The sequence below is a fragment of the Pseudorhodoferax sp. genome (assembly GCF_047601025.1).
Lineage (GTDB): Bacteria > Pseudomonadota > Gammaproteobacteria > Burkholderiales > Burkholderiaceae_C > Pseudorhodoferax.
Window position 1 is genome coordinate 221,274 of sequence record NZ_JASGJZ010000001.1, and the last position, 25,293, is coordinate 246,566.

Below are 25,293 nucleotides of genomic sequence, written 5' to 3' on the forward strand. Positions count from 1 at the left end.
GGCGGGGCCGGGCTGCGGCGCAGTATGGAGCGGCCACAGCTCCCGTGACCCGCAGTTTCTGCAACGATGGTTTGCGTACTTCGGTGCGCCACGAACGTTCGGCCCCACTAGATTCGTGGCGTTCCAAACTGGAGACACGACATGCCTGGAATGCACCTGCTCGACCGCGCCATCGGCGCGGAGTGGCCAAGCCTTGCCACCGAGGCCGACCTGCGTGCATTCGAGGCCATCCCCTACGCAGAGCGCATCGCCGCGCGCAGCACCTACGACGCGCTGCGCCTGGGCGCCGCGCACGACCCGGAGGCTTCGGCCCTGCAGTTCCTGGCCAATGCCAGCCCGGACGACGAGCCGGTGCCGATGACGCACGGCGAATTCTTCGGCCGCGTGACGCAGGTGGCCAACATGCTGCACGGCCTGGGTGTCGGCCCCACCGACGTGGTGAGCCTGATGCTGCCACTGGTGCCGCAGGCCTTCTGCGCGCTGTACGGCGCGCAGGCCGCCGGCATCGCCAACCCGATCAACACCTTCCTCGAAGCCGACCACATCGCGCACATCCTGCGCGCCGCGCGCACCAAGGTGCTGGTCACGCTGGGCCCGCGCGATGGCTACGACATCTGGGAGAAGGTCGCCCGCATCCGCAAGGAGCTGCCCGACCTGAAGGCCATCCTGGTGGTCAGCCGCATGGGGCCGCTGCGTGCGCTGGAGCACGACTTCGACGCCCTGGCCGACGCGCAGCCCGCGGACCGTCTGGTCAGCGGCCGGACGATCGCCCCGGAAGAGGTCGGCGCCTTGTTCCACACCGGCGGCACCACCGGTGTGCCGCAGCTCGTGCCGCTGACGCACGGCAACCAGGTCTACCAGGCCTGGGGCATGGCGCTGATGCTCCGCACCCGCCCCGGCAACACGCTGCTGATGGGCCTGCCGCTGTTCCACGTGGGCGGCGCGCTGACGCAGGGACTGCAGCACCTCAGCGCAGGCGGCACGCTGGTCGTGCTGTCGGCCGCGGGCTGGCGCAACAAGAACGCCATGCCCAACATCTGGCGCCTGGTCGAACGTTTCCGGCCCGCGCTGCTGGGCGGCGTGCCCACGGTGCTGGGCGCGGTACTGAACGTGCCGATGGAAGGACACGACGTGTCCAGCATCCGCACCGCCACGGGCGGCGGCTCCGCCATTCCGGTACCGATCGCCAACGCCTACCGCAACCGCTTCGGCCTCCCCATCCTGGAGACCTATGGCATGACCGAGGCATCCAGCTGCCACACCATCTCGTACGCCGACCGGCCGGTGTACCTGGGGTCGGTGGGCCACCCCCTGCCCTACAGCCGCGTGCGCGTGGTCGAGGTGGACGGCAAGGGCAAGTGCCTGCGCGACTGCCCGCCCGGCACGATCGGCGTGGTGGCCATGTGGGGCCCGGGCGTGTTCTCGGGCTATGCGACGGGCGCGCCCGACGCACCCTTCGTCGCACCGGGCTGGGTCAACAGCGGCGACCTGGGCCGCATCGACGCCAACGGCTACCTGTGGATCACCGGGCGCGCCAAGGACCTGGTGATCCGCGGCGGCCACAACATCGACCCCACCGGCATCGAGGAGGTGCTGTACCAGCATCCGGCCGTGGCCGTGGCCGCAGTGGTGGGCGAGCCCGACGCCTATGCCGGCGAGCTGCCGGTGGCCTATGTGCAGCTCAAGCCCGACCACGCGAACACCAAGCCGCAAGACGTGCTGCAGTACGCCGCCGCGCGCACGCCGGAACGCGCGGCCGTGCCGGTGCAGCTGTACTGCGTCGGGGCGATGCCGCTGACGGCCGTCGGCAAGGTCTTCAAGCCGGCCCTGCGGCTGGACGCCGCCGAGCGCGCCGTGCGCCGTCTACTGGCCTTCCTGGAGAAGGAAGGCTGCGAGCTCGAGGTCAGCGTGGCTGCGCACGCGGTGCACGGCAGCCTGATCCGCGTAACCGTGGCCTGCTCCTCGCCCGACGCGCGCGACGCGGCGCTGGCACGCGCCCGCGAGCAGCTGAATCCATTGACGATGAAGCACGAACTGCGGTGGAAGGAAAACGTCGCATGAGCAAGAAACCGCAGGAGATGGCCACCGACCCGATGGCCGCGTGGCGCGACTGGTTCGTCCAGTCCGAACGCCAATGGAGCGAGGGCCTCACGCGCCTGATGCAGGACGAGCAGCTGGCCAGGCGCATGGGCCAGGAAATCCACGCCGGCCTGCACCGCCAGAAGATGCTGCAGGAGAGCATGGCCGGCCCGCTGGGCATGATGAACCTGCCCTCGCGCGAGGACGTGCTGGCGCTGTCCGAACGCATCGGACGGCTCGAAGACGCCGTGGCGCGCGTCGAGGCGAGCCTGAACCGCACGGCCCCGCCGGCCACCCCGCGCCCGGCCCGCACGCGCAAGGCGCCGGCACCCGTGCCGCGCCAGGCCGGGCGATGAAGATGCCGGCCCCGCTGCTGGACCGGCAGCGCGCTGCCATGGCCACGCTGGAAGAGGAGATGGTGCGCGAGACCGCCGTTACGCCGCGCGAGCTGGTGTACGCCCGCGGGACCATGCGGCTGTACCACTACCTGCCACAGACGGACACGGTCTACCGCGTGCCGCTGCTGATCGTGATGTCGCTGGTCAGCAAGCCCACCATCTTCGACCTGACGCCTGGCCAGAGCTTCATCGAGCACCTGGTGCGGTCGGGCTTCGACGTGTACATGATCGACTGGGGCACGCCGCGCGCCGAACACCACACGCTGGGCCTGGACGACTACGTGGCCGACCTGCTGCCCGACTGCATCGCCCAGCTCTGCACCCATTGCGGCGAAGGCCAGGTCAGCCTGGTCGGCTATTGCCTGGGCGGCATCTTCACCACGCTGTACGCCGCGCGCGCGCACCGCGGGCCGCTGAAGAACCTGCTGCTGCTGGCCACGCCGATCAACGGCGAAGGCATGGCGCTGCAGCGCAAGCTGCTGAAGGCCCGGGGCCTGGATGTGGACCGGCTGGTCGACACGCTGGGCAACATTCCCTCGCGCATGGTCGAAGGCGCATTCCAGATGCTGCGCCCGTTGCAGAAGGCCTCGGGCCGGGCGACGCTGCTGAACCACCTCGACGACCCGGAATACGTCAAGGCGCACCTGCGCATCGTGCGCTGGGGTGCCAACGCCCTGCCCTTCCCCGGCCAAGCGTTTCGCCAGCTCGCGCGCGATTTCGTGCTGGACAACAAGATCGTGCAGGGCACGCTGGAGGTGCGCGGCACGGCCTGCGACCTGGCCCGCATCCGCGTGCCGCTGCTGCACGTGGTGGCGCAGCACGATCACGTGGTGCCTGCCGCGGCGTCGGCCGACCTGGTGCGGCTGGCCGGCAGCCCGGACAAGGAAGAGATGGTCATCAAGGGCGGGCATGTGAGCCTGGTGACCGGGGCGGCGGCAGCGACGCGGACCTGGCCGCACATCGTGGGGTGGCTGGGGGCGCGGTCGGTGTAGGGCGATCCGCCTGCGTGGCCCAATGCCAGCGGCTCCGGCCGGTCATCACACGCCGCTGACCACCGCATCCAGGGCGGCGGCGATAGCGCGGGCTCGATCCTTCGCCGACCCTTTGCTGGCGTTGAGAGACCGCTTGCCCAGTGGCGCCGCTTCGTACGGCACCAGCATCGGCGAAACACCGGCCACCTTGATCAAAGGACACGACCGCCGCGGCAGGCTGGCAGGCATCAGCGATGTCGGAGCGAGCGGAACCACGAAACGCATTGCCAGGCTGCGCAGAAGATCGGTCTGGATGTCGACGACATGCGGCCAGACATCGCATCCTGGGACCTGGGTTCTCACAAATGCCGTACCGGCTTCGGCAATGTTCGCCATCTAGCCTTGGCCTACGGTTTGCAGGAGGGCGCCCCGCGCCCGACCCGCCTACGGCTCCACGATGTTGAACATCGGATCGAACTCGTCCAGGCACTCCACGAAATTGCGAAACAGCGCTGCATCGCCGTGCACGTCCAGCTCGCTGCGGTCCAGCGCCGCCAGCAGCGCACTGCGCCCCGCCGACAGCTGGCCCAGTTGCTCGCGCGACATGCGCACCACCGCGTCGGCCGCTGCGCCATGGCTGCCCGGCAGATGGTTCAGCGCGCCGTTGGACAAGGTCAGCCGATGCGTGTCGATCCCGGACGCATCGCTCAGCTGCCAGTCGAACCGCGCCTTCAAGCCCTGCGCCTTCGGCCCGTTGACACGGATGCCCAAGTACTCCAGGAAGCTGCCGAAGGGCAGGATGGACACGATGTCCGGGCTGATCGACACGCCCTTGGGGGTCGAGGCAGCCGAGCTGCTGCGCAGCTCGCGCGCGGCCAGCAGGTACGAGTTGCGCCACGTGGCCGATTCGGCCTGGTAGCCCAACTGCTCCATCGCATCGGCGGACAGCTGCCGCGCTGCCTGGTGGCCCGGCTCCGCGAACACCACGTGGTTCAACGCTTCCACCACCCAGCGGAACTGCCCCGCCTCGTAGTCCTGCCGCGCCTTGGCCACCACCGCGTCGGCGCCACCCATGTACTCCATGTACTTCACGGCCGACGCCGCGGGCGGCAGCAGGTTCAGGTTGGCCGGGTTGCCATCGTAGGGGCCCAGGTAGTGGGCATACACCGCGTTCACGTTGTGCGCCACGGCGCCGTAGTAGCCGCGCGCGAACCATTGTTTGGAGAGTTCGCTCGGCATCATCAGCTCTTCGGCGATCTCGCGCGGCGTGCGGCCGTGGCTCATCAGGCGCAGCGTCTGGTCGTGCAGGTAGCGGTACATGTCGCGCTGCCCGGCCACGTACTGGGCGATGCGCTCGCCGCCCCACACCGGCCAGTGATGCTGCACGATCAGCGCGTCCACCTCCGGCACGAAGGCATCGAGCGCCTGATCCAGGTAGCGCGCCCAGGCCAGGGCGTCGCGCGTCTTGGCGCCGCGCAGCGGACAGAGGTTGTGCATGGTGTGGCAGGCGTTCTCCGCCAGGTTCAGCACGCGCAGGCCCGGGTAGTGCATGTTCATGTCGGCCGGCGCCTCGGTGCCGGGCGTGAGGTGGAACACGATCTCCACCCCGTCGATGACATGCCGCTCGACCGACTCGCGGATCAGCTGCGTCGGCGCGATGAAGCCGTCACCGCCGCGGCCCACGGCCTTGCCCAGGCCGCTGTCCACGTGCGCCATGGCGCCGGGTTCGAGCGACCAGCCGAACTGGAACAGCGCGCGTCGGCGCATCGGAACACCGGCCAGGATGGACTCGGAGAACGACTCTTCGGTGAAGCCGTTCGGCGCGATCACCTTGACACCTTGGCGCACGTCCCCCGGCCCGATCACGCCGCGCACGCCGCCGTAGTGGTCGCGGTGGCTATGGGTATAGATCACCGCGACCACCGGCCGGTCGCCTCGGTGCGCGCGGTACAGCGCGATGGCGGCGCGCGCATGCTCGGTGAACTGCAGCGGGTCCACCACGATGACGCCGGTGTCGCCCTCGATGAAGGTCACGTTGGCGAGCGAGAAGCCGCGCACCTGGTAGACGCGTGGCTTGACCTCGAACAGCCCGTGTACCGCGTTCAGCTGCGACATGCGCCACAGGCTGGGGTTGACGGTGTCCGGCGACTCGCCGGCCAGGAAGCCGTAGGGCTGCATGCTCCAGGAAACGCCGCCGCCGTCGGCATCGATGTGCGCATCCGGCAAGGTGGCGATGAAGCCGCGGCGCACGTCGTCGTAGTCGCCGCGGTCGCTGAAGTCGAGTTCGGCGCGCACGCGTGCATGGGCGGCCACGGTGTCGGGATGGGCAGGTCGCATGGTGGTTCTCCTGTGGTGGCGGCTCACTGCTCGATGGTGATCCTGGTCTCCTGCTGGAATTTCTTCCAGCGCACCAGCTCGCTGCGCAGCTCGCGGTCGAAGAACGCGGGCGTCATGTTGGGCGCGACTTCCGAGCCGGTGGCCGCCACCTTGGCCTTCATCGCCTCGGTGGAGAAGCCCGCGCTCAGGGCGTTGCTCAGTTTCTCCACCACATCCCTCGGTGTGCCGGCGGGCGCCAGGATCGCGATCCAGCTCTCGGTGCCGACGGTGGGGAACCCCGATTCCGCCAGCGTCGGCACGCTGGCCGCCACGCCCAGGCGCGCCTTGCCGGTCACGGCCAGCGCATTCACCTTGCCACCCTGCGCCAATGCCAGGCCCGTGGGGTCGGTGAAGGCGAAGTCCAGTCGCCCCGCCGCCACCTCCGTCATGATCTGGCCCTGCCCCTTGAACGGCACGTGCACGGCCTCGATGCCGGTGGCCCGCAGCAGCATCTCCGAGCTCAGATGCGCCAGTGTGCCGACGCCGAGCGAGCCGTACTGCAGCGGGCGCTTCTTGCCCAACGCCACGAGATCCTTGACCGACTTGAGCTCCGCGCTGCCGAACAGCACGTTGCGCGAAGTCCAGACGATGGCCACGGGCACGAAGTCCTTGAGCGGGTCGTAGCGGGCATTCGGCAGGAAGGCCGGATTGATCGCGATCGAGCTCGTCGTCGCCATCAGCAGCGTATAGCCATCGGCCGGGGCCTTGGCCACCAGGTCGGTGCCGATCACGGCATTGGCGCCGGGCTTGTAGTCGACATACGCCGCGGACTTGAGCTGCGCATTCAAGACCTCGGTCACCAGCGTCCCGAACACCGAGCCCATGCCGCCGCCGCCATACGGCACTACCAGCCGGATCGGCTTGTCCGGGTAGGTGGCGAAGGCTGCGGTGCTGAAGCCGGCGGTGGCGGCGAGCGCGGACGCGGCCAAGAAGGCGCGGCGTGTCGGGTGTGGCATGGATCGTCTCCTGCGCCCCCGGGGAGCGCTCGATGGCATTGCAGAAACTTGAAGGCCCGATGCTAGGGAGCACCAGCGCGGCCGATACATCGAGTCCTGCAAAGCAACTTTGCGCCAGCGCGTGCGCCACGCGCCAGGTTCTGGCCACACTGTGGCCAGGCTCGAAGGCCGCCATCCTCGCCACCAGGCATCGAGCATCACCACAGGACGTAGGGCATGAACAAGAGACAACTGCTGCAGGCATTCGGCGCCGCCGCGCTGCTGGCGCAGTCGAACCCGGGGACGGCGGCCATCGATTTCCCGACGCGGCCGGTGACCATCGTGGTGCCGTACGCGGCAGGCGGCCCGACCGATGGCCACACCCGCGTGCTTGCCGCCAAGCTGTCGCAGATGTGGGGCCAGCCGGTCGTGGTGGAGAACCGCGGCGGGGCCGGCACGCTGATCGGCACGCAGTACGTCAGCAAGTCCGCACCCGACGGCCACACCCTGCTGTTCACCGCCTACGCCTACACGTCGAACCCGATCCTGCGGCCGACCATGCCCTACGCCGCCGATGCGCTCAAGCCGCTCGTCCATATCGGCTCGAACGCCCTGATCCTGTTCGTCTCGGGCCGATCAGCGATGAAGAACCTGAAGGACGTGGTGAGCCGGGCGAAGGCCGGGCCTGGTCAACTCCGGCTGGCCTCGTCGGGCAATGCGTCCAGCCCGCACATCGCGCTGGAGCTACTGGGCCGCGCGATCGACGCGCAGATCCTGCACCTGCCCTACCGCGGCGCCGCGCCGGCCAAGAACGACGTGATCGCCGGCGTGGTCGACGGCATCTTCGACGGCAGCTCGTCCATGCCCCTGGCTCGTTCGGGCGCGCTACGCGCGATCGCGATCGCCTCGGAGCGCCGCCATCCTCAAGCACCGGAGGTGCCGACCTTCAGGGAACTGGGCGTGGACCTGCTCTACGCCACCTGGTACGGCATGCTGATTCCGTCGGCCACGCCACCCGCCATCGAGGGCAAGCTCAACGCGGACATCCGCACGGCGCTCTCCGATCCGGCGGTGAAGGCGGCGATCGCCGAGACAGGTGTGCAGCTGTCACCGGGCACGCCACAACAGTTCGCGGCGTTCCTGCAAGCCGAGTCGCGCAAGCTGCAGGCCTTGGTCGACAGCGGCGTGCGCATCGAAGTCGAATAGCGCGAACGTGCCAGCGCAGCCCGAACGCCTAGCCTGCACCAGGCTCGCGCAGCGCGTCGGCCATGAAGTCCACGAAGGCCCGCACCTTCAGCGGCAGCGTGCGGTTCTGCCGGAAGACGGCGAACACACCATTGGAGAACTGACGCACGGCGAACCGGTAGCCTGGCAACAGCCGCACCAGCGTGCCCGCCTGGATGTCCGCACGCACCACCGGCTCGGACAACAGGGCGATGCCCATGCTACCCATGGCGGCGAGGCGCAGCACCTCACCGTTGTTGGTGCTCAGCACGCCCTTGATCGGCAGTGCATGCTGCGCACCGTGCTCGTCGATGTACTTCCAGGTCGTCGGCTCCTGGTCGCGCCGATAGGTCAGGCACGGCAGCAGGTGCAGGTCGTGCGGGTGCCGGATGTTCGGATGCCGCTTCGCGAACGCAGCGCTGGCGACCAGCACTTCGTCGCTGCTGAGCAGGCGCTTGATGACGAAGCCCGAGTCCGTCGACTCGCCGGTGCGGATGTCGATGTCGAAATCCTGCTCGATGATGTTGACCGGGTGCTCGGACAGCTCGTACTCGACCTGGATGTCCGGGTACTGCTGCGCGAAGCGCGGCAGCAGCGGCGCGATGACGCGGATGCCGATCTGCGTGCGCGAGTGGATGCGTAGCCGGCCCTCGGGCCGCCGGCGGGCATCGCGCGCGGCCTGTTCTGCCTCGGACATGGCTTCGAGCACGTGCTCGGCGCGCTCGAGAAACGCCTGCCCGGCCTCGGTCAGCTTGAGATTGCGGCTGGTCCGGTCCACCAGCAGCACGCCCAGCTCATCCTCCAGCGCGGTGATCCGGCGCGAGATGGTGGCAGCCGACAGGCCCAGGCTGCGCGCCGCCGCAGAAAGACTCCCCTTCTTCTGCGTGGTCACGAAGATGCGCAGCGAGTCGAGTGCTTTCATGTCCGGCCTGCCAAAGAGCGCTGCGCCGACGCGCGACAAGGGCCGGTCAGCGCACCACGCCCAGCAGCCGGTCCAGCAGCTCGGGCTGCGCGCGCAGCTCGGCCGCGGTGCCGCGGTGCACCACGGTGCCGCGGTCCAGCACGGCGGCCACGTCGGAGATGGCCAGGATCGCCTGCGGGTGCTGCTCGACGATGATGGCCGCCAGGCCCTCCTCCCGCGTGATGCGGCGGATGGCCTTGAGCAGCTCCTCCGCGATGATCGGCGCCAGGCCTTCCAGCGGCTCGTCCAGCAGCAGCAGGCGCGGGTTGAGCACCAGCGCGCGGCCGACGGCCAGCATCTGCTGCTCGCCGCCAGACAGCTGCGTGCCGAGGTTGGCCTTGCGCTCGGCCAGCCGCGGGAACATCTGGTAGACGCGCTCGGGCGTCCACTGCGGCATGCCGGCGCGCGCCGGCCGCGCCACGGCCGTGAGGTTCTCGTGCACCGTCAGCGACTTGAAGATGTTGCGCTCCTGCGGCACCCAGCCGATGCCGGCCGCGGCGCGCTCGTGCGAAGGCAGTTCGTGCAGCGCCACGCCGGCCAGTGCGATGCGGCCGCCGTGCTGGCGCGTGGCGCCGGCCAGCGTGTTCATCAGCGTGGTCTTGCCGGTGCCGTTGCGGCCCAGCAGCGCCAGCGTCCGGCCCTCGGGCAGCGACAGGTCCACGCCGCTGAGCACCACCGCCTCGCCGTAGCCGGCCGACAGGTTGTCGATCTGCAGCAACTCAGGCATGGAGCTCTCCTTCGCCGAGATACACGGCCTTCACCTGCGGGTCGGCGGCGATCTGCTGCGGCGTGCCCTCGGTCAGCAGCGTGCCGTTGACCAGCACGGTGATGCGCTTGGCGAAGTCGAACACCAGGTCCATGTCGTGCTCGATCAGCAGCACCGACACGTCGGCCGGCAGCGCGGCCACGGTCTGCAGCAGCTCCTCGCGCTCGCCGGGCGGCACGCCGGCCACCGGCTCGTCCAGCAGCAGCACGCGCGGCTCGCAGGCCAGCGCGATGGCGATCTCCAGCAGCCGGCGCTTGCCGTAGGCCAGGTGCTCGGTGCGCTGGTGCATCACGTCGGCCAGGTGGAACTGCTGCAGCAGCTGCTCGCAGCGCTCGGCCACGCCGGCGCGCGCGCCCAGGCGCTCCCACCAGCGCGCCCCCAGGCCCTGGCGCTGCGACACCACCATGGCCAGCGTCTCCAGCGGCGTCATGGTCTGGAACAGCTGGCTGATCTGGAAGGTGCGCACCAGGCCGCGGCGCACGCGGGCGTGCGGGGCCAGGCGCGTGATGTCCTCGCCCAACAGCTCGATGCGCCCGCCGGAGGGCTCCAGCACGCCGGTCAGCAGGTTGATCAGCGTGGTCTTGCCGGCGCCGTTGGGGCCGATCAGCGCATGGCGCGCGCCCATCGCGAGGTTCAGCGTGACGTCGTTGGTGGCGGTGATGCCGCCGAAGCGCTTGACCAGCTTCTGCGCGGACAGGACGGTATCGGTCATGGCGCCGCCCCCCGCCGGCCGCCGAACCAGGTCCAGGGCCGGAACAGCCGATCGCGGCCGACCAGCACCAGCACCACGAGGAACAGGCCGAGCCAGAAGGTCCAGTACTGCGGCGTGATCGAGGCCAGCACGTCGTACATCAGCTTGAACACGATGGCGCCGAGCACGCCGCCGTACAGCCAGCCGGTGCCGCCCACGATCAGGATCAGCATCACGTCGGCCGAGCGGTGGAACTCGAACACGTCCAGCGAGGCGAAGCCCGTGGTCTGCGCCAGCAGCGCGCCGGCCGCCCCGGCCAGCGCCGCGGCCATGGTGTAGGCGCCGACGATGCGCGCGTTGACCGGGATGCCGATGGCGCCGGCGCGCAGCCGGTTGTCGCGGATCGCCTTGAGCGTCGCGCCCAGCGGCGAATGCACCAGCCGGCGCACCAGCAGGAAGCACACCAGCAGCACCACCAGCGAATACAGCGCGGCGGTGCGGCCGTACAGGTCGAACTCGAAGCGGCCCAGCACCGGGCCGATCACCACGCCCTGCAGGCCGTCGGCGCCGCCGGTCAGCCAGTCCAGCTTGTTGGCCAGCTCCAGCATGATCAGGCCCACGCCCATGGTCACCATCAGCCGCGTGAGGTCGGTGCCGCGCATGACGGTGAACGAGCAGGCGGCGCCCAACGCCATGGCCGTGGCCACGCCGGCGGCCAGGCCGACCAGCGGGTCCGGCATCACGTGCTTGGCGAACAGCGCGGCCGTGTAGGCGCCCATGCCAAAGAAGGCCGCATGGCCCAGCGAGACGATGCCGGTGTAGCCCAGCACCAGGTCCAGCGACACCGCGAACAGCGCGACGATGGCGATCTCGTTGACGATCAGCGCATGGCTGGGCAGCACGAAGGGCGCGGCGAAGGCCAGCAGCCACAGCACCGGCTCCCAGGGCCGCATGCGGCTGATGTTCAGGATGGAGGCTCGCGTATCGGCAGCCATCACTTGCCTCCCTTGCGCACGAACAGGCCTTGCGGCCGCCAGATCAGGATCACGATCATCAGGCTGTAGACGATGAAGGCCCCCATCTTGGGGATGTAGTACTTGCCGGCCACGTCGGCCACGCCCAGCAGCAGCGCGGCCAGCAGCGGCCCGGTGATGGACGAGGTGCCGCCCACCGCCACCACGATCAGGAAGTACACCATGAACTTCAGCGGGAACTGCGGGTCCAGCCCCAGCACCTCGGCGCCCAGCGCGCCGCCCAGGCCCGCCAGGCCCGAGCCGACGGCGAAGGTGGCCAGGAACACCAGGTTCACGTTGATGCCCAGGCCGGCCGCCACGCGCTGGTCGTCCACGCTGGCGCGCAGCCGGCTGCCGAAGCGCGTGGACGACAGCACGTACTGCAGCACCAGCGTGAGCGCCGCGCAGACCAGGATGATGAACAGCCGGTAGTGCCCCATGCCCAGCGCGAGCGCGCCCGAGCCGACCTCGGTGCGGCCCTTGAGCCATTCGGGCAGCTGCATGATCTGCTGCGTGGAGCCGATGAAATAGTCCACGCCGGCCACGGCCATGAAGACCAGGCCGATGGAGAACAGCACCTGGTCCAGGTGCGGCCGGCGGTACAGCGGGCGGTACAGCAGCCGCTCCAGCACCGCGCCCAGCAGCGCCGGCACGATGAAGGCCATCGGCAGGCTGACCAGGAACGGCCAGCCCGCGCGCTGCATCAGCAGCACCGTGGTGTAGCCGCCCACCATGGCGAAGGCGCCGTGCGCGAGGTTGATGAAGTTCATCAGCCCCATGGTCACGGCCAGGCCGACCGCCAGGATGAACAGCAGCATGCCGTAGGCGATGCCGTCGAAGAGGATGGTCAGCATCGGCCAGCACCCGCCGCGACCGGCAGGACATGCGCCCGCCGCCGGGCCGCCCCGACGCGGCCGCGCCCCCCCCGGAAAGTGGAGCGACACGCCGCGCGGCGGCGTGAACAGCCGGGGAACCTCATTTCGCCTTGCCCGGGTCCTTGACGTCCTTGATGACGTCGAACTCCACGTTCCAGAGCTGGCCGTCCTTTTTCTCGACCTTGCGCAGGTAGATGTCCTGCACCACGTCGCGGGTCTGCGCGTCGATGTACATCTTGCCGCGCGGGCTCTCGAAGATCTGGCCCTTCATCGCGCCGATCAGCGCCTCGCCGCCGCCGGCGCCCTTGGTCGTCTTCAGCGCCTCGTAGATCAGGTGCATGCCGTCGTAGCCGCCCACGGCCATGAAGTTCGGCCGCAGGCCCTTGTTGGCCTTCTGGAAGGCGTCGACGAACTTGCGGTTCAGCTCGGACGGGTGCGCGGCCGAGTAGTGGTGCGAGGTGACCACGCCCAGCGCGGTGTCGCCCATGTCGTTGAGCTGGTCGTCGTCGGTCACGTCGCCGGTGCCGATCAGCTTGATGCCGGCCTTGTCCATGCCGCGCTCGGCGAACTGCTTCATCACCGCCGCGCCGGCGCCCGAGGGCACGAACACGAACAGCGCGTCGGGCTTGAGGTCGCGCACCTTCTGCAGGAAGGGCGCGAAGTCCGGGTTGCGCAGCGGCACGCGCAGCGCCTCGACGACCTTGGCGCCGTTGTTGGCCATGCGGGCGTTGAAGAACTTCTCGGCGTCCAGGCCCGGGCCGTAGTCCGAGACCAGCGAGACCACGATCTTGATGCCGTTCTTGGGCGCCCAGTCGGCCAGCGCGACGGAGGCCTGCGGCAGCGTGAAGCTGGTGCGCACGACGTAGGGCGAGGCCTCGGTGATGCTGGAGGTGGCCGCGGCCATGACCACCAGCGGCGTCTTGGACTGCGTGGCCAGCGGCGCCACCGCCATGGCCGAGGGCGTGATGCCCATGCCGGCCAGCACGTTGACCTTCTCGTTGACGATCAGCTCCTGCGCCAGGCGGCGCGTCTGGTCGGGCAGGCTGGTGTCGTCCTTGACGATCAGCTGGACCTTCTTGCCGGCCACGGCATCGCCGTGCTGCGCCATGTACAGCCGCGCGGCGGCCTCGATCTGGCGGCCGGTGGTGGCCTGCTGGCCCGTCATCGGCAGGATCAGGCCGATCTTGAACACGTTGTCCTGGGCCAGGGCCGTCTGGCCGGCCAGGCCAGCCAGCGCGGCGGCGGCCAGCGTCAGCGCCGTGCGGCGCGTCGTGGGTGCATGCATGCAGTCATCTCCTCGGGTTGGCGACTCGTGCGGCGGACCGGCCGCGCGATGGCGCGAGTGTCTTGCACAAAACAGGCTGCTTCACCACTGGCATGGTTGCCACAGGGTTAATGCTGAGGCCGCCATGCATCTATCAGCTATGCCGATCCGCTATGGCACGGCGCGGCCGGCCGCGCCGGCGCGGTGCCGGGACGGCATCCTGCACTGCTGCCACCGCCGCGGGCGGCTCCGGCACCACCAGCCGCACGCCCGGCGCCCTGCCCTCCTGCGGCGCGGCCATGGCTTCGCGCAGGTTGCGCTGGGCGATGCGCGCGTGCTCGCGCACGATGGCCTCGGCACGCGCGCCCTCGCGCCGCTCGATCGCGTCCAGCACCTGGCGGTGCTGGTCCTGCGCCACGATCAGCATGTCGCGCGCCCGCGGCGAATCGGCCTGCTGCACCACGAAGGCCGAGGGCGAGGCGAACGGCAGCCGCACCACGCGCTCGATCTCGCGCGCCAGCACGGCGCTGCCGGCCATGCCGTGCAGCAGCTGGTGGAAGCGCTCGTTGCAGGCCACGTAGCGCTGGAACTGCGCGTCGTCCAGCGCGGCCTGGCCCAGCACGGCGTCGATGCCGGCCAGCGCCGCGCGCGCCTCGGCCAGCGCCTGCGGCGCCACGCCGCGCTCGGCCGCCAGCCGCGCGGCCAGGCCCTCCAGCGTGCCGCGCAGCTCGATGGCGTCGGCCACCTCGCGCTCGGAGAACACCCGCACCGCATAGCCGCCACCGGGCAGCGCCTGCAGCAGGCCCTCCTGCTCCAGCCGCAGCAGCGCCGCGCGGATCGGCGTGCGCGACACGCCGATGCGCTCGACCAGCGCCAGCTCGGCGATGCGCGCGCCCGGCGCCAGCGCGCCGGCCAGGATCAGCTCGCGCAGCCGCAGCTGGGCCCGCAGGGACTGCGATCCAGCGGCTTCAATGTATACATTCATCTGACAAATTCGGTCGATATCGCGGCATTCTGGCGTTTTTTGTGCATCGAGGTATACATTAGCGCCATTATTTTTCAAACCCACGGAGACCCCATGTTCCCGCGCAATGCCTGGTACGTCGCCTGCACGCCCGACGAAATCGACGAGAAACCCCTGGGCCGCCAGATCTGCGGCGAGCACATCGTGTTCTACCGCGGCGCGGACGGCCAGGTCGCCGCGCTGGAAGACTTCTGCCCGCACCGCGGCGCCCGGCTGTCGCTGGGCCAGGTCTGCGAGGGGCAGCTGGTCTGCGGCTACCACGGCCTGGTGATGGGCTGCGACGGCCGGACCGTCTCGATGCCCAGCCAGCGCGTCGGCGCCTTCCCGGCGATCCGCGTGTTCCCGGTGGTCGAGCGCCACGGCTTCGTCTGGGTCTGGCCCGGCGACCCGGCGCAGGCCGACCCGGCCAGGATCCACCACCTGTTCTGGGCCGACAGCCCGGACTGGGCCTACGGCGGCGGCCTGTACCACGTGCGCTGCGACTACCGGCTGATGATCGACAACCTGATGGACCTGACGCACGAGACCTACGTGCACAGCACCAGCATCGGCCAGAAGGAGATCGACGAAACGCCGGTCTCGACCAAGACCGAGGGCGACGAGATCGTGACCAGCCGCTTCATGGACAACGTGATGGCCCCGCCGTTCTGGCGCGCCAACCTGCGCGGCAACCACCTGCCGGACGACCAGCCGGTGGACCGCTGGCAGGTCTGCCGCTTCACCGCGCCCAGCCACGTGATGATCGAGGTCGGCGTGGCGCTGGCCGGCCAGGGCGGCTACCACGCCCCGAGCGACCAGAAGGTCTATTCCATCGTGGTCGACTTCATCACGCCGGAGACCGAGACCTCGCACTGGTACTTCTGGGGCATGGCGCGCAACTTCAACGTCAAGGACAAGGCGCTGACGGCCCAGATCCGCGAGAACCAGGGCAAGGTGTTCGCCGAGGACATGGCGGTGCTGGAGGCGCAGCAGCAGAACCTGCTGGCGTTCCCCGGGCGCAAGCTGCTGTCGCTGAACATCGACGCCGGCGGCGTGCGCTCGCGCCGCATCATCGAGCGGCTGGTGGCCGAGGAGCAGCAGGCGGCGCAGCCCGCCGCCGCGCAGGCGGCCTGACAATGCGCGCATGACGACATCCCGCCAGCGCTACCGCCGCCGCCCCGGCCGCCCCGTCGCCGCCGTCCAGCTGCGGCTCGACACCGAAGGCTTCGCCTACCGCCAGTGGGGCGCCGAGCAGCGCTGCAAGCCCGGCGACTGGCTGGTGGACAACGCCGGCGAGGTCTACACGGTCGATGCCGAATCCTTCGCGCGCAGCTACCGCGCGGTGGGCGTCGGCGCCTACGTGAAGACCGCGCCGGTCTGGGCCGAGCGCGCCACGGCCGCCGGCAGCGTGGCCACCAAGGAAGGCCGCACCCACTACGCGGCCGGCGACTACCTGGTCTCCAACGCCGAGGACGGCACGGACGCCTATGCGGTCGAGGCGGCCAAGTTCGAGGCGATGTACGAGCCGCAGGGCTGAGCCGGCTCAGCGCGCACACGGCGCGGCACCGCGCGGCGGGAAGGCCGTGCGCGCCATCAGCTCGTCGGCCTTGTACGGCTGGCAACCGTTGGCGTCGGCCCAGGCGCCGACCTGCACCAGCGCCTGGGTGTGCGCCGGCAGCTGCGACGGCATCGGCTGGATCACCTTGACCTGGATGCCGGCGCGCATCAGCGCCAGCGCGACCAGTTGCACGTCCTGCACCGGCACCGGCGTGCCGAACCACACGGCATTGGTTTCCTGCTGCAGCAGGCCCTGGCGCACGCGCACCTCGAAACCCAGCTGCGACAGCGCGGTGCGCACCCGGTCCTGGTCCACGTCCTTGCTCCAGATCTCCAGCACCGTGGCGGCGCGGCGCGCGGCGGCGCCTCTGCCCTCGCCCCCACCGGCGGCCGGCGCGTTGCGGAGCTCGGCGCCGCCACTGCCCGGGCCGGCGGCCGGCGCGCTGTCGGCGCGCGTCAGCCGGCCGATCAGCGCATCGGCGGTGGCCGCGTTGTCGTAGAGCCAGGCGTCGCCCTTGCCAGCCCAGCCGTAGCGCGTCAGGAGCTGCAGCTGGCGCAGGCGCTGCTGGGCGACGTTGGTCTCCTCGGTGGCGGCTTCCTTGGCGCGCATGGCTTCGCGCAGCGCGGCGTCCAGCCGCGCGTTCGACAGCTCGGCCTGCACCGCGAAGTAGCCGGCCGCCGCCGCCAGCACGCTGACCACGCACAGCGCCGCCACGGTCCAGCGCCGGATGCGGCGCTGGCGCTGCTGGTCCTCGCGCTCGCGCGCGGCGTCGGCCTGCTGGCGCGCGCGGCGCGCGTCGCCGGCGCGGCGCACCACCTCCACCAGCCGGTCGTGGATCAGCTCGATGCGCGGCACGTCGCCGGCCGGCTCCACGCGCAGCAGCCGGTGCTGCGCGGTCAGCCGCTCCAGCTCCGCGGCGTCGATGAAGCCCTGGGCGATGGCCTCGTCGCGCGCGTAGCTGCCGCGCGTGCGGCCCTGCACCAGGTAGTCCTCGATGAAGTGGCGCACCCGGCCCGGCATGCCGGCGATGGCCTCCTCGTAGAAGTCCTCGATGATGTTCGGCCCGGCCGCGCGCAGCAGCTCGGCGTCGATGCGCTGGCCCTGGGCGCGGCGCCGGTTCAGCTGCGCGCAGCACAGGCTCAGCATGACGGGCTCGACCACCGCCTCGCCGCCGGCCGGCGCGCTGGCGACGAAGTCCACGATCGCCTCGGCCGCGCCCGGCGCCAGCACCGCGTGGCCGGCGCGCTCGACGGCCTGCACCGCCTGCGCGCGCGTCATCGGCAGCAGCCGCATCGACTGGCGCAGCAGCGAGGGCAGCCGCGGCTCCCAGGCGCGCAGGTCGGGCAGGTAGTCCTCGCGGAAGCTCAGCACGCAGCGGTAGCGGCAATGCAGCACGTCCAGCGCCGCCAGCGCCGCCTTGTCCGAGGCGATGGCCGAGGGGATGCGGTGCTCCAGCAGGTCGCCCAGGCCGTCGAACACGGCGGCCGGCTGCCCCGCCGTGCGCGAGAACACCTCCTCGAACTGGTCCAGCACCAGCACCGGCGTCACCAGCCGGTTGTCGGCCGTCCACAGCTCGAAGTCCGGCCGGTGCAGGAAGCACCAGAGGTCCTCGCCCGGCGCCGGCTGCGGGCACTCCAGCCCGGCCGCGGCGGCGGCCTGCAGCAGCAGCTGCAGCAGCTGGTCCCAGGGACTGGTGCTGCACGAGAAGTCCAGCCGCGCATGCACCGGCAGGAAGCCGCCGGCGCGCAGCAGCGGGAACGCGCCGGCCTGCAGCAGCGAGCTCTTGCCCAGCCCCGACTTGCCGTACAGGGCGACCACCGCATGCGCCTGCACCAGGTCGGCCAGCTGCGCGGCCTCCTGCTCGCGGCCCTTGAACCAGGCCTGCGAGGCCTCGTCGTAGGCCGCCAGGCCCGGCCAGGGGCGCTGGTCGTCCAGCGCCGGGCCGGCCGGGGCGTGGGCTGCCGCGGCGGCGGCCATCACGCCACCCCCGCGCGCGCCGGGTTGCGCGCGTCGCGCAGCAGCTCGCGCAGCCGCGCCAGCGTGGCCGCGTCGGGCACGCCGCCGGGCGCCTGGCCGAAATGCAGGCCGCCCCAGTCGGCCACGCCGCCGGCGTAGCGCGCCGGGTCGGCGGCGGGATCGTCCACCACCAGCGGCACGACGAAGCTGCGGTTCAGCCCCAGCGCGCGCTGCTGCGCGGCGCGCCATTCGCGGAACACGAAGGCCTCCTCGCGCTGCAGCGCGGCCAGCGACAGCAGCGGCAGGAAGTAGCGGCACGAGGCGATGCCACCCATGATCTCGCGCGCGAAGTCCTCGCCCGGCTCGATGGCGCGGCGGTCGAACCAGACCTCGGCCTCGCCGCAGCCCAGCGTGCGCAGCGCCGCCACCAGCTGCTGCGCGGCCGCGGCGTCGGTGGCGCGCGAGTAGCTGACGAAGAACACCGCGCCGTGCGGCACCTCCGGCAGCTCCGGCGCCGGCGCCGCAGCCGGCATGGCGGGGGCGGGCTGCTGCTCGGCCAGCCAGCGGCGGTGCAGTTCCTCGACGAAGGCCGCCGGCGACGGCCCCTCCAGGCACTCGGTGTCCTCGCTGAAGGACTTCAGGAAGGTCGCCAGCTCGTCCTCGGCCTGCGCGCCGCGCGGCGCCTCGATCAGCCATTCGTGGCGCGTCTTCTCCGACAGCCGGTCCTTGTTGGTCAGCCGCAGGAAGAAGCGGCCCAGCCAGTCCGGCAGGCCGCAGCCCAGCATCAGCAGGCTGCGGTCCTGCAGCGCGCGCAGGAAGTTCACCGGCACGTTGCTGCCGCGCGCCATCACGTTGTGCGCGTACTCCAGCACGTCCTCGTCGTGGATCGCGTACACCGGCGCCGGTCGCGCCCGGCCGAACATGTAGAGCACCCAGGCCGGCCCGGCCGGCTGCGTGCTCCAGTCCTCCGGCAGGTCGCGCCACTCGTCGGTCGGCATGCGCGGCGCGTGCACCACCTCGCCCAGCGCCTGGCGCGGCCGCGCCGCCCGCAGCGCCTCGGCCAGCAGGCCGTCGGCGGTCATGCAGACGAACAACCGCAGGTCGGTGATCTCGGCCAGCTGGCGCAGCGGCGTGGGCAGCATGCCGGGCTCGCCCGCCAGGTCGTCCAGCAGGTCGGCCACGTCCACGTACAGCGCCTGCGGCTTGGCCAGCCGCCCGGCCAGCAGGAAGGAGACGGCGGCGTTGAGTTCGCGGAACGGCCGCAGCGCCGGCCGATCGCCGGCCGCCACGCCGTGCAGGTCCAGCAGCCGCTCGGCCAGCACGCGCTGCAGCGCGGAGGCGCCCGCCGCATCGGCCAGCAGCTGCGGGCCGATCACCGGCACCACGTAGCCGCTGCGGATCTGGCGCAGCAGGCGTTTCCAGTCGCTTTCGGTCATGCGCTTCCTCGTTGCGGCGCGGCGACTGCCCGCGCCTTCTTCGGCGCATAGCGCAGCAGCAGCTGCAGCAGGCTCCCGGCGGCCGCGCGCTCACCGGCGGACGGGTTGCTCCGGGCCAGCCAGCGCTCCAGCACGAACTCCTGCTGGTCGCGCGGCGTTCCCCACAGCCCCGGGGACGGCACGCGCCCGTGCAGGTCGTCGAACAGCGCGGCGATCTTGGGCAGCGCCTGCTCCAGCGTGCGCTGCTGCAGGGCCACGTAGATGTCCAGCTCGATGCGGCTGACCGCCAGCCAGAAGTCGGCCTTGTCGGTCAGCTGCTGGTCCAGCGATTTGCGCACCGCCGCCACGGCCTCGTCCGAGAACCCCGCCTGTTGCCCGCCCTGCGGATCCTGCGGGCGGATCAACTCCGCCGCCATGCAGTTGATGGCCGGGTAGTAGAGCTGCGGATGCTGCAGCGCCCGGGCCAGCTGCACGCCAGCGTCGTAGGCGTGGGCCATGGCGGTCAGCGCCTCGCCTTCGGCCTGCCGGAGCCGGGTGACGCGATCCCGCAGATCGGCGCAAGCCGCCTCGTCACCGGCGTCGGCGTCCAGCCACGCCTGCTCGATGACGGAGGCCTGGCGCTCCAGCATCGTTAGGCGCTTGAAGGCCGAGCCGATCAGGGCATGGCGCTCGATCGTGGGCTGCAGCTGCTGCAGCGACTGCAGCGTGTGCGTCGCCGCCGCGATGACCCTGCGCTGCTGCTCGATCGCCTGGCGGACCGCCTCGCGCCCCGCCGCCGGCGTACCGGCCCCGCTCTCCAGCGCATCCACCTGTCTCCACGCCTGCCGCACGCGCTGGTTGGCCAACTGCTCTGCCACCAGCAGCGAGGCGCTGGCATCGTTGGCGGCCAGCGCGCGCTCGTACCAGGCGATGCCCTCCTCGGTCAGGCCGGTCCCGATGCAGGCTGCACCCAGCGCCTCGGCCACCGACCCCACGTGGCCCCAGACCGTGCCGAAGCGCGCCACCAGGTAGCGAACGTGCTCCTGCAGCACGAGCTGGTCGCCTGGCTCGTACCTGGCGTCCATCGCGATCTTCTCCAGCGCAATCTTCAGGCCCACGGCGGAAGCGATGGCGCCGTACTCGGCCTGCAGGTCCAGGCCTGCCACGGGCCGGCCGGGGCCGTCGTCGTCCAGGCGGCGCAGGCGCCATTCCGGATCGCCATAGCACTGGTAGGCCGCCCAGGTGTTGCTCTGGGGAAACTTGCGCCAAGTGGCCTCGCGCGCCTCGCCGACCGCCTCGATGAAGCTCCGGCCCCCCAGCAAGGCCTGGTAGAAGGTCTGCGCGAACAGCTCGGCCGGCGCATCGTCCACCGCCCAGCCGGCGGCCACCACGCAGCGCACGCCGATGGCGATCAGCGCATCGGCCGTGCTCGCGGCGAAGTCGCTGCGGCTGAAAGGGTCCGGCGCCCACGCGAACTGCTGCTCCGGCCGCACCGCCAGGTGGCAGCAGTTGACGAACACCAGCTCGGGCACGGCGCGCATCTGTGCGATCTCGCGCGGCCCCAGCACGGTGTCGCCGGACAGCACCACGCCGCCATCGCGCCCCGGCTCGCCGTGGCCGGCCACGTGCACCACCCGGTAGGGCCGGGACATCAGCGCGTTGATGATGGCCGTCGCATCGGCCTGGCCCAGCAGGCCGACAACGCGGTCCGCGCCCACGCCCCGCGGCCCCTTCATCAGCGCAGCGATGGCGCGGGCCTCGCGCAGCGCGCCGTCCAGCCGGCCGTAGCGCGGCGGACACAGCGGCTCGCCGACGACCAGCACGTCGTCCTCGCGGCCGGTGTCGCGCACGGCGTCGCGGTAGCTGCTGGTCGCCAGCTTGCGGATCAGCCGGCTGCGGATGCTCCAGGGCACGTGATCGTGCTCCCGTCCCTTTTCCGACGCGGTGTCCAGCAGCTCCCAGGGCACGATGGCCGTGCCCTGGTCCACCTCCAGCAGCATCTGGCTGCGCCCGGCCAGGAAGGGCTCGATCTCCAGTGGCACCAGCAGCTGGAACAGCGTGCGCCCGATCTGGCCGGCCTGCGGTCCGCAGCGATGGTCGTTCGAAGCATTGCACAGCATCTGGTGCAGCAGCCGCGGCTGCGCGCGCACGGCCCGCAGCTCGGTGCGCGCGCGTCGGGTGTCCAGCCGGAACTGGATGTCGGCATGGGCCAGCAACTCGGCACCCGACGACGCGGCTCCGACCGCCTCCTCCCGCGGGTCGCGCAGCGAGGTGATGGAGATGAAGTCGTAGGCCGCGCCGCGGTAGGCCGAATCGACCTGGCGCCGGAGCGAGGCGGTGCCGGTCTCGATCGTCGGCGCGAGATCGAGTTCACCCGGCCGCGCGAGAGCCTGCACCTGCAGGCCGCGCCATGCCTCGGCAGCGCGCTCCAGGTACAGCTCGACCAGCCACAGGTGCGCCACGTGCGGCCAGGCCGCCCGCTTGAGGCGCTGGTTCAGGCGGGCGATGCGCGCATTGGCGGCGCGCACGCCGGTGGCGATGGCCCGGGCCGAGTTGCCCGGCTCGATGCCGATGCCGCCGCTGCCGACCAGCACCGCCGCCAGTTCGATGCCGGCCGGCCCGTGGGCAGCTTCCGCCAGCCGCTCGGTCCAGGCCAGCACGCCCTGGCACACGGTCTCGGCCAGCGTCGCCTCGGTCAGGCTGCCCTCGGCGCCGAGGCCGACCACCACCACGCCCTCGGGCCGCGGCAGCAGCGCCTCGTGCCGCGGCGCCGCGTGATTCAGGAACACCTGCGCGGCGCCGGCGGTCTGCGGATAGCGTCCGACCGACAGCGCGTCCTCCATCACCCCGCCCACCATCGCGTTCACGGCCAGTTCGGCGCCCGTGAGCCGCGAAGCGGTGTAGTGCCCCACCAGCAGCGGCTGCCGCACGAAGGCCAGGTTGGCGTTGAGCACCGTGACGCGCAGGGCCGGTGCACGCGGGCCGGCTTCGGCGCCGGCCCGCCGCTCCGGCGCCCGGTCGAACACCGCCTCCACCGAATCGGCCGGGCGCTCGCCGGCCAGCCGGCCGCGCGAGGGCCGGCTGCGCACGTGGGCGACCGGCGCCGGCGCGCCGCCGGGTTCGCTGCCGCGCCGCGCGCCGGCTGCGAGCACCTTCAGGCCCCGCGTGTCGCCCGTTTCCAGCAGCTCGCGGAACGCATCGAAGGCACTCCTGCGCGAGGGCAGCTTGCCGTGCTCGGCGTCCAGCGTCCAGGTACGCACCTGGGGCAGCAGGGCCGAGGCCAGCGTCACCCGGCCGTCGCCGCCGTTCTCGGCATCGAGGTAGACGAAGCCCTCGTCCGCCCACTCGTAGCCATCGGGGGTGAAGGACGCACGCCCCACCACCAGCAGCATGCGGTCGGCCCAGCGCGGCAGGTCCTCGTCGCGCTGTCGGTCCAGGCGCTGCCGCAGGGCGACGGCCTGCTCCAGCACCGACTTGGACGGCACGCCCCACTCGTAGGCCGCCAGCTGCGTGTCGCCGGCCTCCGTGGGGCGCGGATTGCGGTGCCACCAGCTGGCCTGGCGCACCCGCTCCAGGTCGTCCCGGGCCAGCTTCTGCCAGGTCTCCTCGCTCGACAGCGCCAGCTGCCGGTCCGTCAGCCCGGCCTGCAGCTGCAGGAAGCCCGGGAACTGCGCCATCAGCTGGCGCGCCTGCTGGCCACGGAACGGCGCGCCCACCCCCACCAGGAAGTTGCCGAACGTATCGTCCCCCGACAGCACCTGCATCGGCGCCCAGGAGCCGCCGTTCGGCGTGCCCAGCATCAGCAGGCGCCCGCCCTCGTGCAGGCACACCCGCTTCCAGACCTCCGGGCACTCCAGCATCATGGTGCGCACCAGCAGCCCACCCATGGAATGCGCGACAAAGCGCACCGGCATGCCGCTGGCCGCGCGCGCGTCCAGCGCCTGCTGCACGCGCTGGCCCAGCCGGCGCGCCTCCTCCTCCAGCGGCCGGCGCCAGTCGAAGCCGAACGGGATCACCTCGTGGCTCTGCTCCAGGTCGTCGATCAGGTCGTCGTAGAAATCGCCGAGCGGCCCACCGTCCCGGACGTTCCACTGCCCCGGCGCATACTCCAGCCGGCGCAGGCCGCCGAGCACGCGCCAGCCCAGCCACACGCGCCGGCCGTCGACCTCGATGTGGCTTCCGAGGATGCCTGGCAGCACGAACACGGCCGGCCGCTCCGGCCTCGGCACGGGGTCGCCGCGCACCGCGCCGCGGTGCCCGTCCGCGCTGCGTCCTTCCCACGACAGCGGCCCGATCGGCGCGAAGCCGGCCGGCGCGTCGCGCACCAGCCCATCGACGACCGCATCGGCCGTGCGCTTGTTGTGGAAATAGCCGAAGTGCGTGGCGTGCGCTCCCCGGTCGAGCAGGTAGCTCGCCCCGGCGCTGCGCGGCGCGCCGCCATACATGGAGCTGGTCTGGACCACGATGTCGTTGTCGGTCCAGTAGAACGCATCGGCCAGCAGCGTCTTGAGCCAGCCCAGCACCGAGTCGCCCTCGACGTCGCCGGCCACCACGCGCAGCTCGCCCGGCACCGGCGCCTGCGCGTCGTTGAGCCACTGCACCAGCGGGTTCTCCGGCGTCATCGCGTACAGCCCGGGCAGCGTCTCGGGGTCGAAGCGCTCGCGCGCGACGGCGGCCAGGAAGTTCACCAGCGCCGGCGCCACCGGCACGCCGGCCAGCTGCAGCGACCAGCGCAGCACCGACAGGTAGGCATCGAGCCGGCGCGACGCCAGCAGCGTGCCGCGCGCCGGGCAGGCCACGCGCACCACGCGCTCCACCGTCACCTCGCGCTCGGCCAGCGCCGCGGCCAGCGCCTGCAATTGCGCGCGCAGGCGGGCATGGCGCTCGCCCTGGAAGACGCCGAGCTCCTGCGCCGTCACCTCGCGCGTGGCGGCCACGCGCGCCAGCACCTCGGCCACCAGGCCGCCGCGCGAGTGCGAGACCAGATGCAGCTGCACCGGCACGCCCCTGGGCAGCGCCTGCACCAGCTGCAGCGCGTTGTCGATCGGGCTGTCGCCCAGCGTCGCGTGGTCCAGCGCGTAGACCTGGCCGCCGTAGTGGTCGAACAGCTCGCGCACGCGCGCCGGGTGCTGCACCCACAGCTGGCCGAAGGTGCAGGCCGTGTCGACGAAGGTGCCGTGCAGCAGCACCAGCACGGGCCGGCCGGGTGCCGGTACGTCGATGCAGGGCAGCGCCTGTTCCCTGCCGAGCGTGCCGAGCCGCTCGGGCGCCAGCCGGTAGACGCCCGGCGCCACGCCAGCGTCGATACGCTGGGCGATGTCCCTGGCCGCCCGTTCGGCCACGCCGGCGTCGTCGAACAAGCCGGTCACGATCTCCACCGCCCGCAGCACCACCCGGCCCAGGAAGCCCGCGCTGCGCGAAGCCGCCGCCTTCTCCAGCCCGCGCCACTGCAGCTCGGCCGGCACGCGCACCTCGCCAGGCTCCTCCGCCGGCTCCCCTGGCGCGCCCCGCTGCAGCGGCTGGCCATCGGCCTGCGCCAGCAGCAGGTCGCGCGCCGTCAGCGGATGCAGCACCAGCTCCGGCCCGCCCTCGACGTGCAGCACCACCACGTCCTCGCCGACCGTGGCGCTGGTGCGCACCAGCGCGCCGCCGTCGCGGCGGGTGGCCAGCTGCACGAAGGCCTTGCGGTGGCCGGGCAGGCCCGACGACGCGGGCGCCTCCGCCAGCTCGCCGCCGCGCGCGGCGAGCCGCTGGCCGGGAATCAGGAAGGTGATCTCGCGGGGCGTGGTGTCGGGCATGGTGGTCGTC

19 protein-coding genes are annotated in these 25,293 nt (G+C 71.6%); 6 read left to right on the plus strand and 13 right to left on the minus strand.

Features of this window, described 5'->3' with window-relative positions:
- Positions 1-141 precede the first annotated feature (141 nt).
- From QM782_RS01050 to QM782_RS01060, 3 genes are read left to right on the plus strand one after another with little or no spacing between them, the layout of a single operon-like run.
- On the plus strand, positions 142-2,061 hold the full coding sequence (locus QM782_RS01050; RefSeq protein ID WP_415201084.1) for an acyl-CoA synthetase: 1,920 nt from the start codon (positions 142-144) through the stop codon (positions 2,059-2,061).
- Positions 2,058-2,435 (plus strand): hypothetical protein, encoded by a 378-nt coding sequence (locus tag QM782_RS01055; RefSeq protein ID WP_415201085.1) that lies wholly within the window; start codon positions 2,058-2,060, stop codon positions 2,433-2,435. The genes QM782_RS01050 and QM782_RS01055 overlap by 4 nt, the downstream gene beginning before the upstream one ends.
- The gene (locus tag QM782_RS01060) at positions 2,432-3,469 is read left to right on the plus strand and encodes an alpha/beta fold hydrolase (protein WP_415201086.1); all 1,038 of its coding nucleotides are present in this window, start codon (positions 2,432-2,434) and stop codon (positions 3,467-3,469) included. Before QM782_RS01055 ends, QM782_RS01060 begins: the two co-directional genes overlap by 4 nt.
- 45 nt (positions 3,470-3,514) lie before the next feature.
- Here the strand turns inward: QM782_RS01060 and QM782_RS01065 are convergent, their stop codons facing one another.
- Genes QM782_RS01065 through QM782_RS01075 form a run of 3 tightly spaced genes read right to left on the minus strand, consistent with a single transcriptional unit; the run spans position 3,515 to position 6,780 of the window.
- Positions 3,515-3,844: a CcdB family protein gene (locus tag QM782_RS01065; RefSeq protein ID WP_415201087.1), complete on the minus strand. Its 330-nt coding sequence runs from the start codon at positions 3,842-3,844 to the stop codon at positions 3,515-3,517.
- A gap of 48 nt (positions 3,845-3,892) precedes the next feature.
- Positions 3,893-5,785 carry an alkyl/aryl-sulfatase gene (locus QM782_RS01070; RefSeq protein ID WP_415201088.1) on the minus strand — a complete coding sequence of 631 codons (1,893 nt, stop codon included), beginning with the start codon at positions 5,783-5,785 and terminating at the stop codon, positions 3,893-3,895.
- A 23-nt stretch (positions 5,786-5,808) separates the two neighbouring features.
- On the minus strand, positions 5,809-6,780 hold the full coding sequence (locus QM782_RS01075; RefSeq protein ID WP_415201089.1) for a Bug family tripartite tricarboxylate transporter substrate binding protein: 972 nt from the start codon (positions 6,778-6,780) through the stop codon (positions 5,809-5,811).
- A 216-nt stretch (positions 6,781-6,996) separates the two neighbouring features.
- On the opposite strand from QM782_RS01075, the gene QM782_RS01080 reads away from it, so the two are divergent.
- On the plus strand, positions 6,997-7,965 hold the full coding sequence (locus QM782_RS01080) for a Bug family tripartite tricarboxylate transporter substrate binding protein (RefSeq protein WP_415201090.1): 969 nt from the start codon (positions 6,997-6,999) through the stop codon (positions 7,963-7,965).
- A 28-nt stretch (positions 7,966-7,993) separates the two neighbouring features.
- Here the strand turns inward: QM782_RS01080 and QM782_RS01085 are convergent, their stop codons facing one another.
- The 7 genes from QM782_RS01085 to QM782_RS01115 form a co-directional block, all read right to left on the minus strand.
- On the minus strand, positions 7,994-8,905 hold the full coding sequence (locus QM782_RS01085; protein ID WP_415201091.1) for a LysR family transcriptional regulator: 912 nt from the start codon (positions 8,903-8,905) through the stop codon (positions 7,994-7,996).
- A gap of 46 nt (positions 8,906-8,951) precedes the next feature.
- Positions 8,952-9,671: an ABC transporter ATP-binding protein gene (locus tag QM782_RS01090; protein WP_415201092.1), complete on the minus strand. Its 720-nt coding sequence runs from the start codon at positions 9,669-9,671 to the stop codon at positions 8,952-8,954.
- Positions 9,664-10,422 (minus strand): ABC transporter ATP-binding protein, encoded by a 759-nt coding sequence (locus QM782_RS01095; protein WP_415201093.1) that lies wholly within the window; start codon positions 10,420-10,422, stop codon positions 9,664-9,666. Before QM782_RS01095 ends, QM782_RS01090 begins: the two co-directional genes overlap by 8 nt.
- The gene (locus tag QM782_RS01100) at positions 10,419-11,396 is read right to left on the minus strand and encodes a branched-chain amino acid ABC transporter permease (RefSeq protein WP_415201094.1); all 978 of its coding nucleotides are present in this window, start codon (positions 11,394-11,396) and stop codon (positions 10,419-10,421) included. The genes QM782_RS01095 and QM782_RS01100 overlap by 4 nt, the downstream gene beginning before the upstream one ends.
- On the minus strand, positions 11,396-12,268 hold the full coding sequence (locus QM782_RS01105; RefSeq protein ID WP_415201095.1) for a branched-chain amino acid ABC transporter permease: 873 nt from the start codon (positions 12,266-12,268) through the stop codon (positions 11,396-11,398). Before QM782_RS01105 ends, QM782_RS01100 begins: the two co-directional genes overlap by 1 nt.
- Positions 12,269-12,389: 121 nt before the next feature.
- The gene (locus tag QM782_RS01110; protein ID WP_415201096.1) at positions 12,390-13,574 is read right to left on the minus strand and encodes an ABC transporter substrate-binding protein; all 1,185 of its coding nucleotides are present in this window, start codon (positions 13,572-13,574) and stop codon (positions 12,390-12,392) included.
- A gap of 133 nt (positions 13,575-13,707) precedes the next feature.
- Positions 13,708-14,538 carry a GntR family transcriptional regulator gene (locus QM782_RS01115; RefSeq protein WP_415201097.1) on the minus strand — a complete coding sequence of 277 codons (831 nt, stop codon included), beginning with the start codon at positions 14,536-14,538 and terminating at the stop codon, positions 13,708-13,710.
- 93 nt (positions 14,539-14,631) lie between these two features.
- Here QM782_RS01115 and QM782_RS01120 point away from each other — a divergent pair, with 93 nt between their 5' ends.
- Complete coding sequence (locus QM782_RS01120; RefSeq protein ID WP_415201098.1) at positions 14,632-15,690, plus strand: Rieske 2Fe-2S domain-containing protein; 1,059 nt, start codon at positions 14,632-14,634, stop codon at positions 15,688-15,690.
- A gap of 10 nt (positions 15,691-15,700) precedes the next feature.
- On the plus strand, positions 15,701-16,093 hold the full coding sequence (locus QM782_RS01125; protein ID WP_415201099.1) for a hypothetical protein: 393 nt from the start codon (positions 15,701-15,703) through the stop codon (positions 16,091-16,093).
- Between the two features lie 6 nt (positions 16,094-16,099).
- Here QM782_RS01125 and QM782_RS01130 read toward each other — a convergent pair whose 3' ends face one another.
- From QM782_RS01130 to QM782_RS01140, 3 genes are read right to left on the minus strand one after another with little or no spacing between them, the layout of a single operon-like run.
- A complete protein-coding gene (locus QM782_RS01130) occupies positions 16,100-18,091 on the minus strand; it encodes a hypothetical protein (protein ID WP_415201100.1) in 1,992 nt (663 codons plus the stop codon).
- Positions 18,091-19,506, minus strand: coding sequence for a toll/interleukin-1 receptor domain-containing protein (locus QM782_RS01135; protein ID WP_415201101.1), 1,416 nt, complete (start codon positions 19,504-19,506; stop codon positions 18,091-18,093). The genes QM782_RS01130 and QM782_RS01135 overlap by 1 nt, the downstream gene beginning before the upstream one ends.
- Complete coding sequence (locus tag QM782_RS01140; protein ID WP_415201102.1) at positions 19,503-25,283, minus strand: CHAT domain-containing protein; 5,781 nt, start codon at positions 25,281-25,283, stop codon at positions 19,503-19,505. The genes QM782_RS01135 and QM782_RS01140 overlap by 4 nt, the downstream gene beginning before the upstream one ends.
- Between the last annotated feature and the right edge of the window lie 10 nt (positions 25,284-25,293).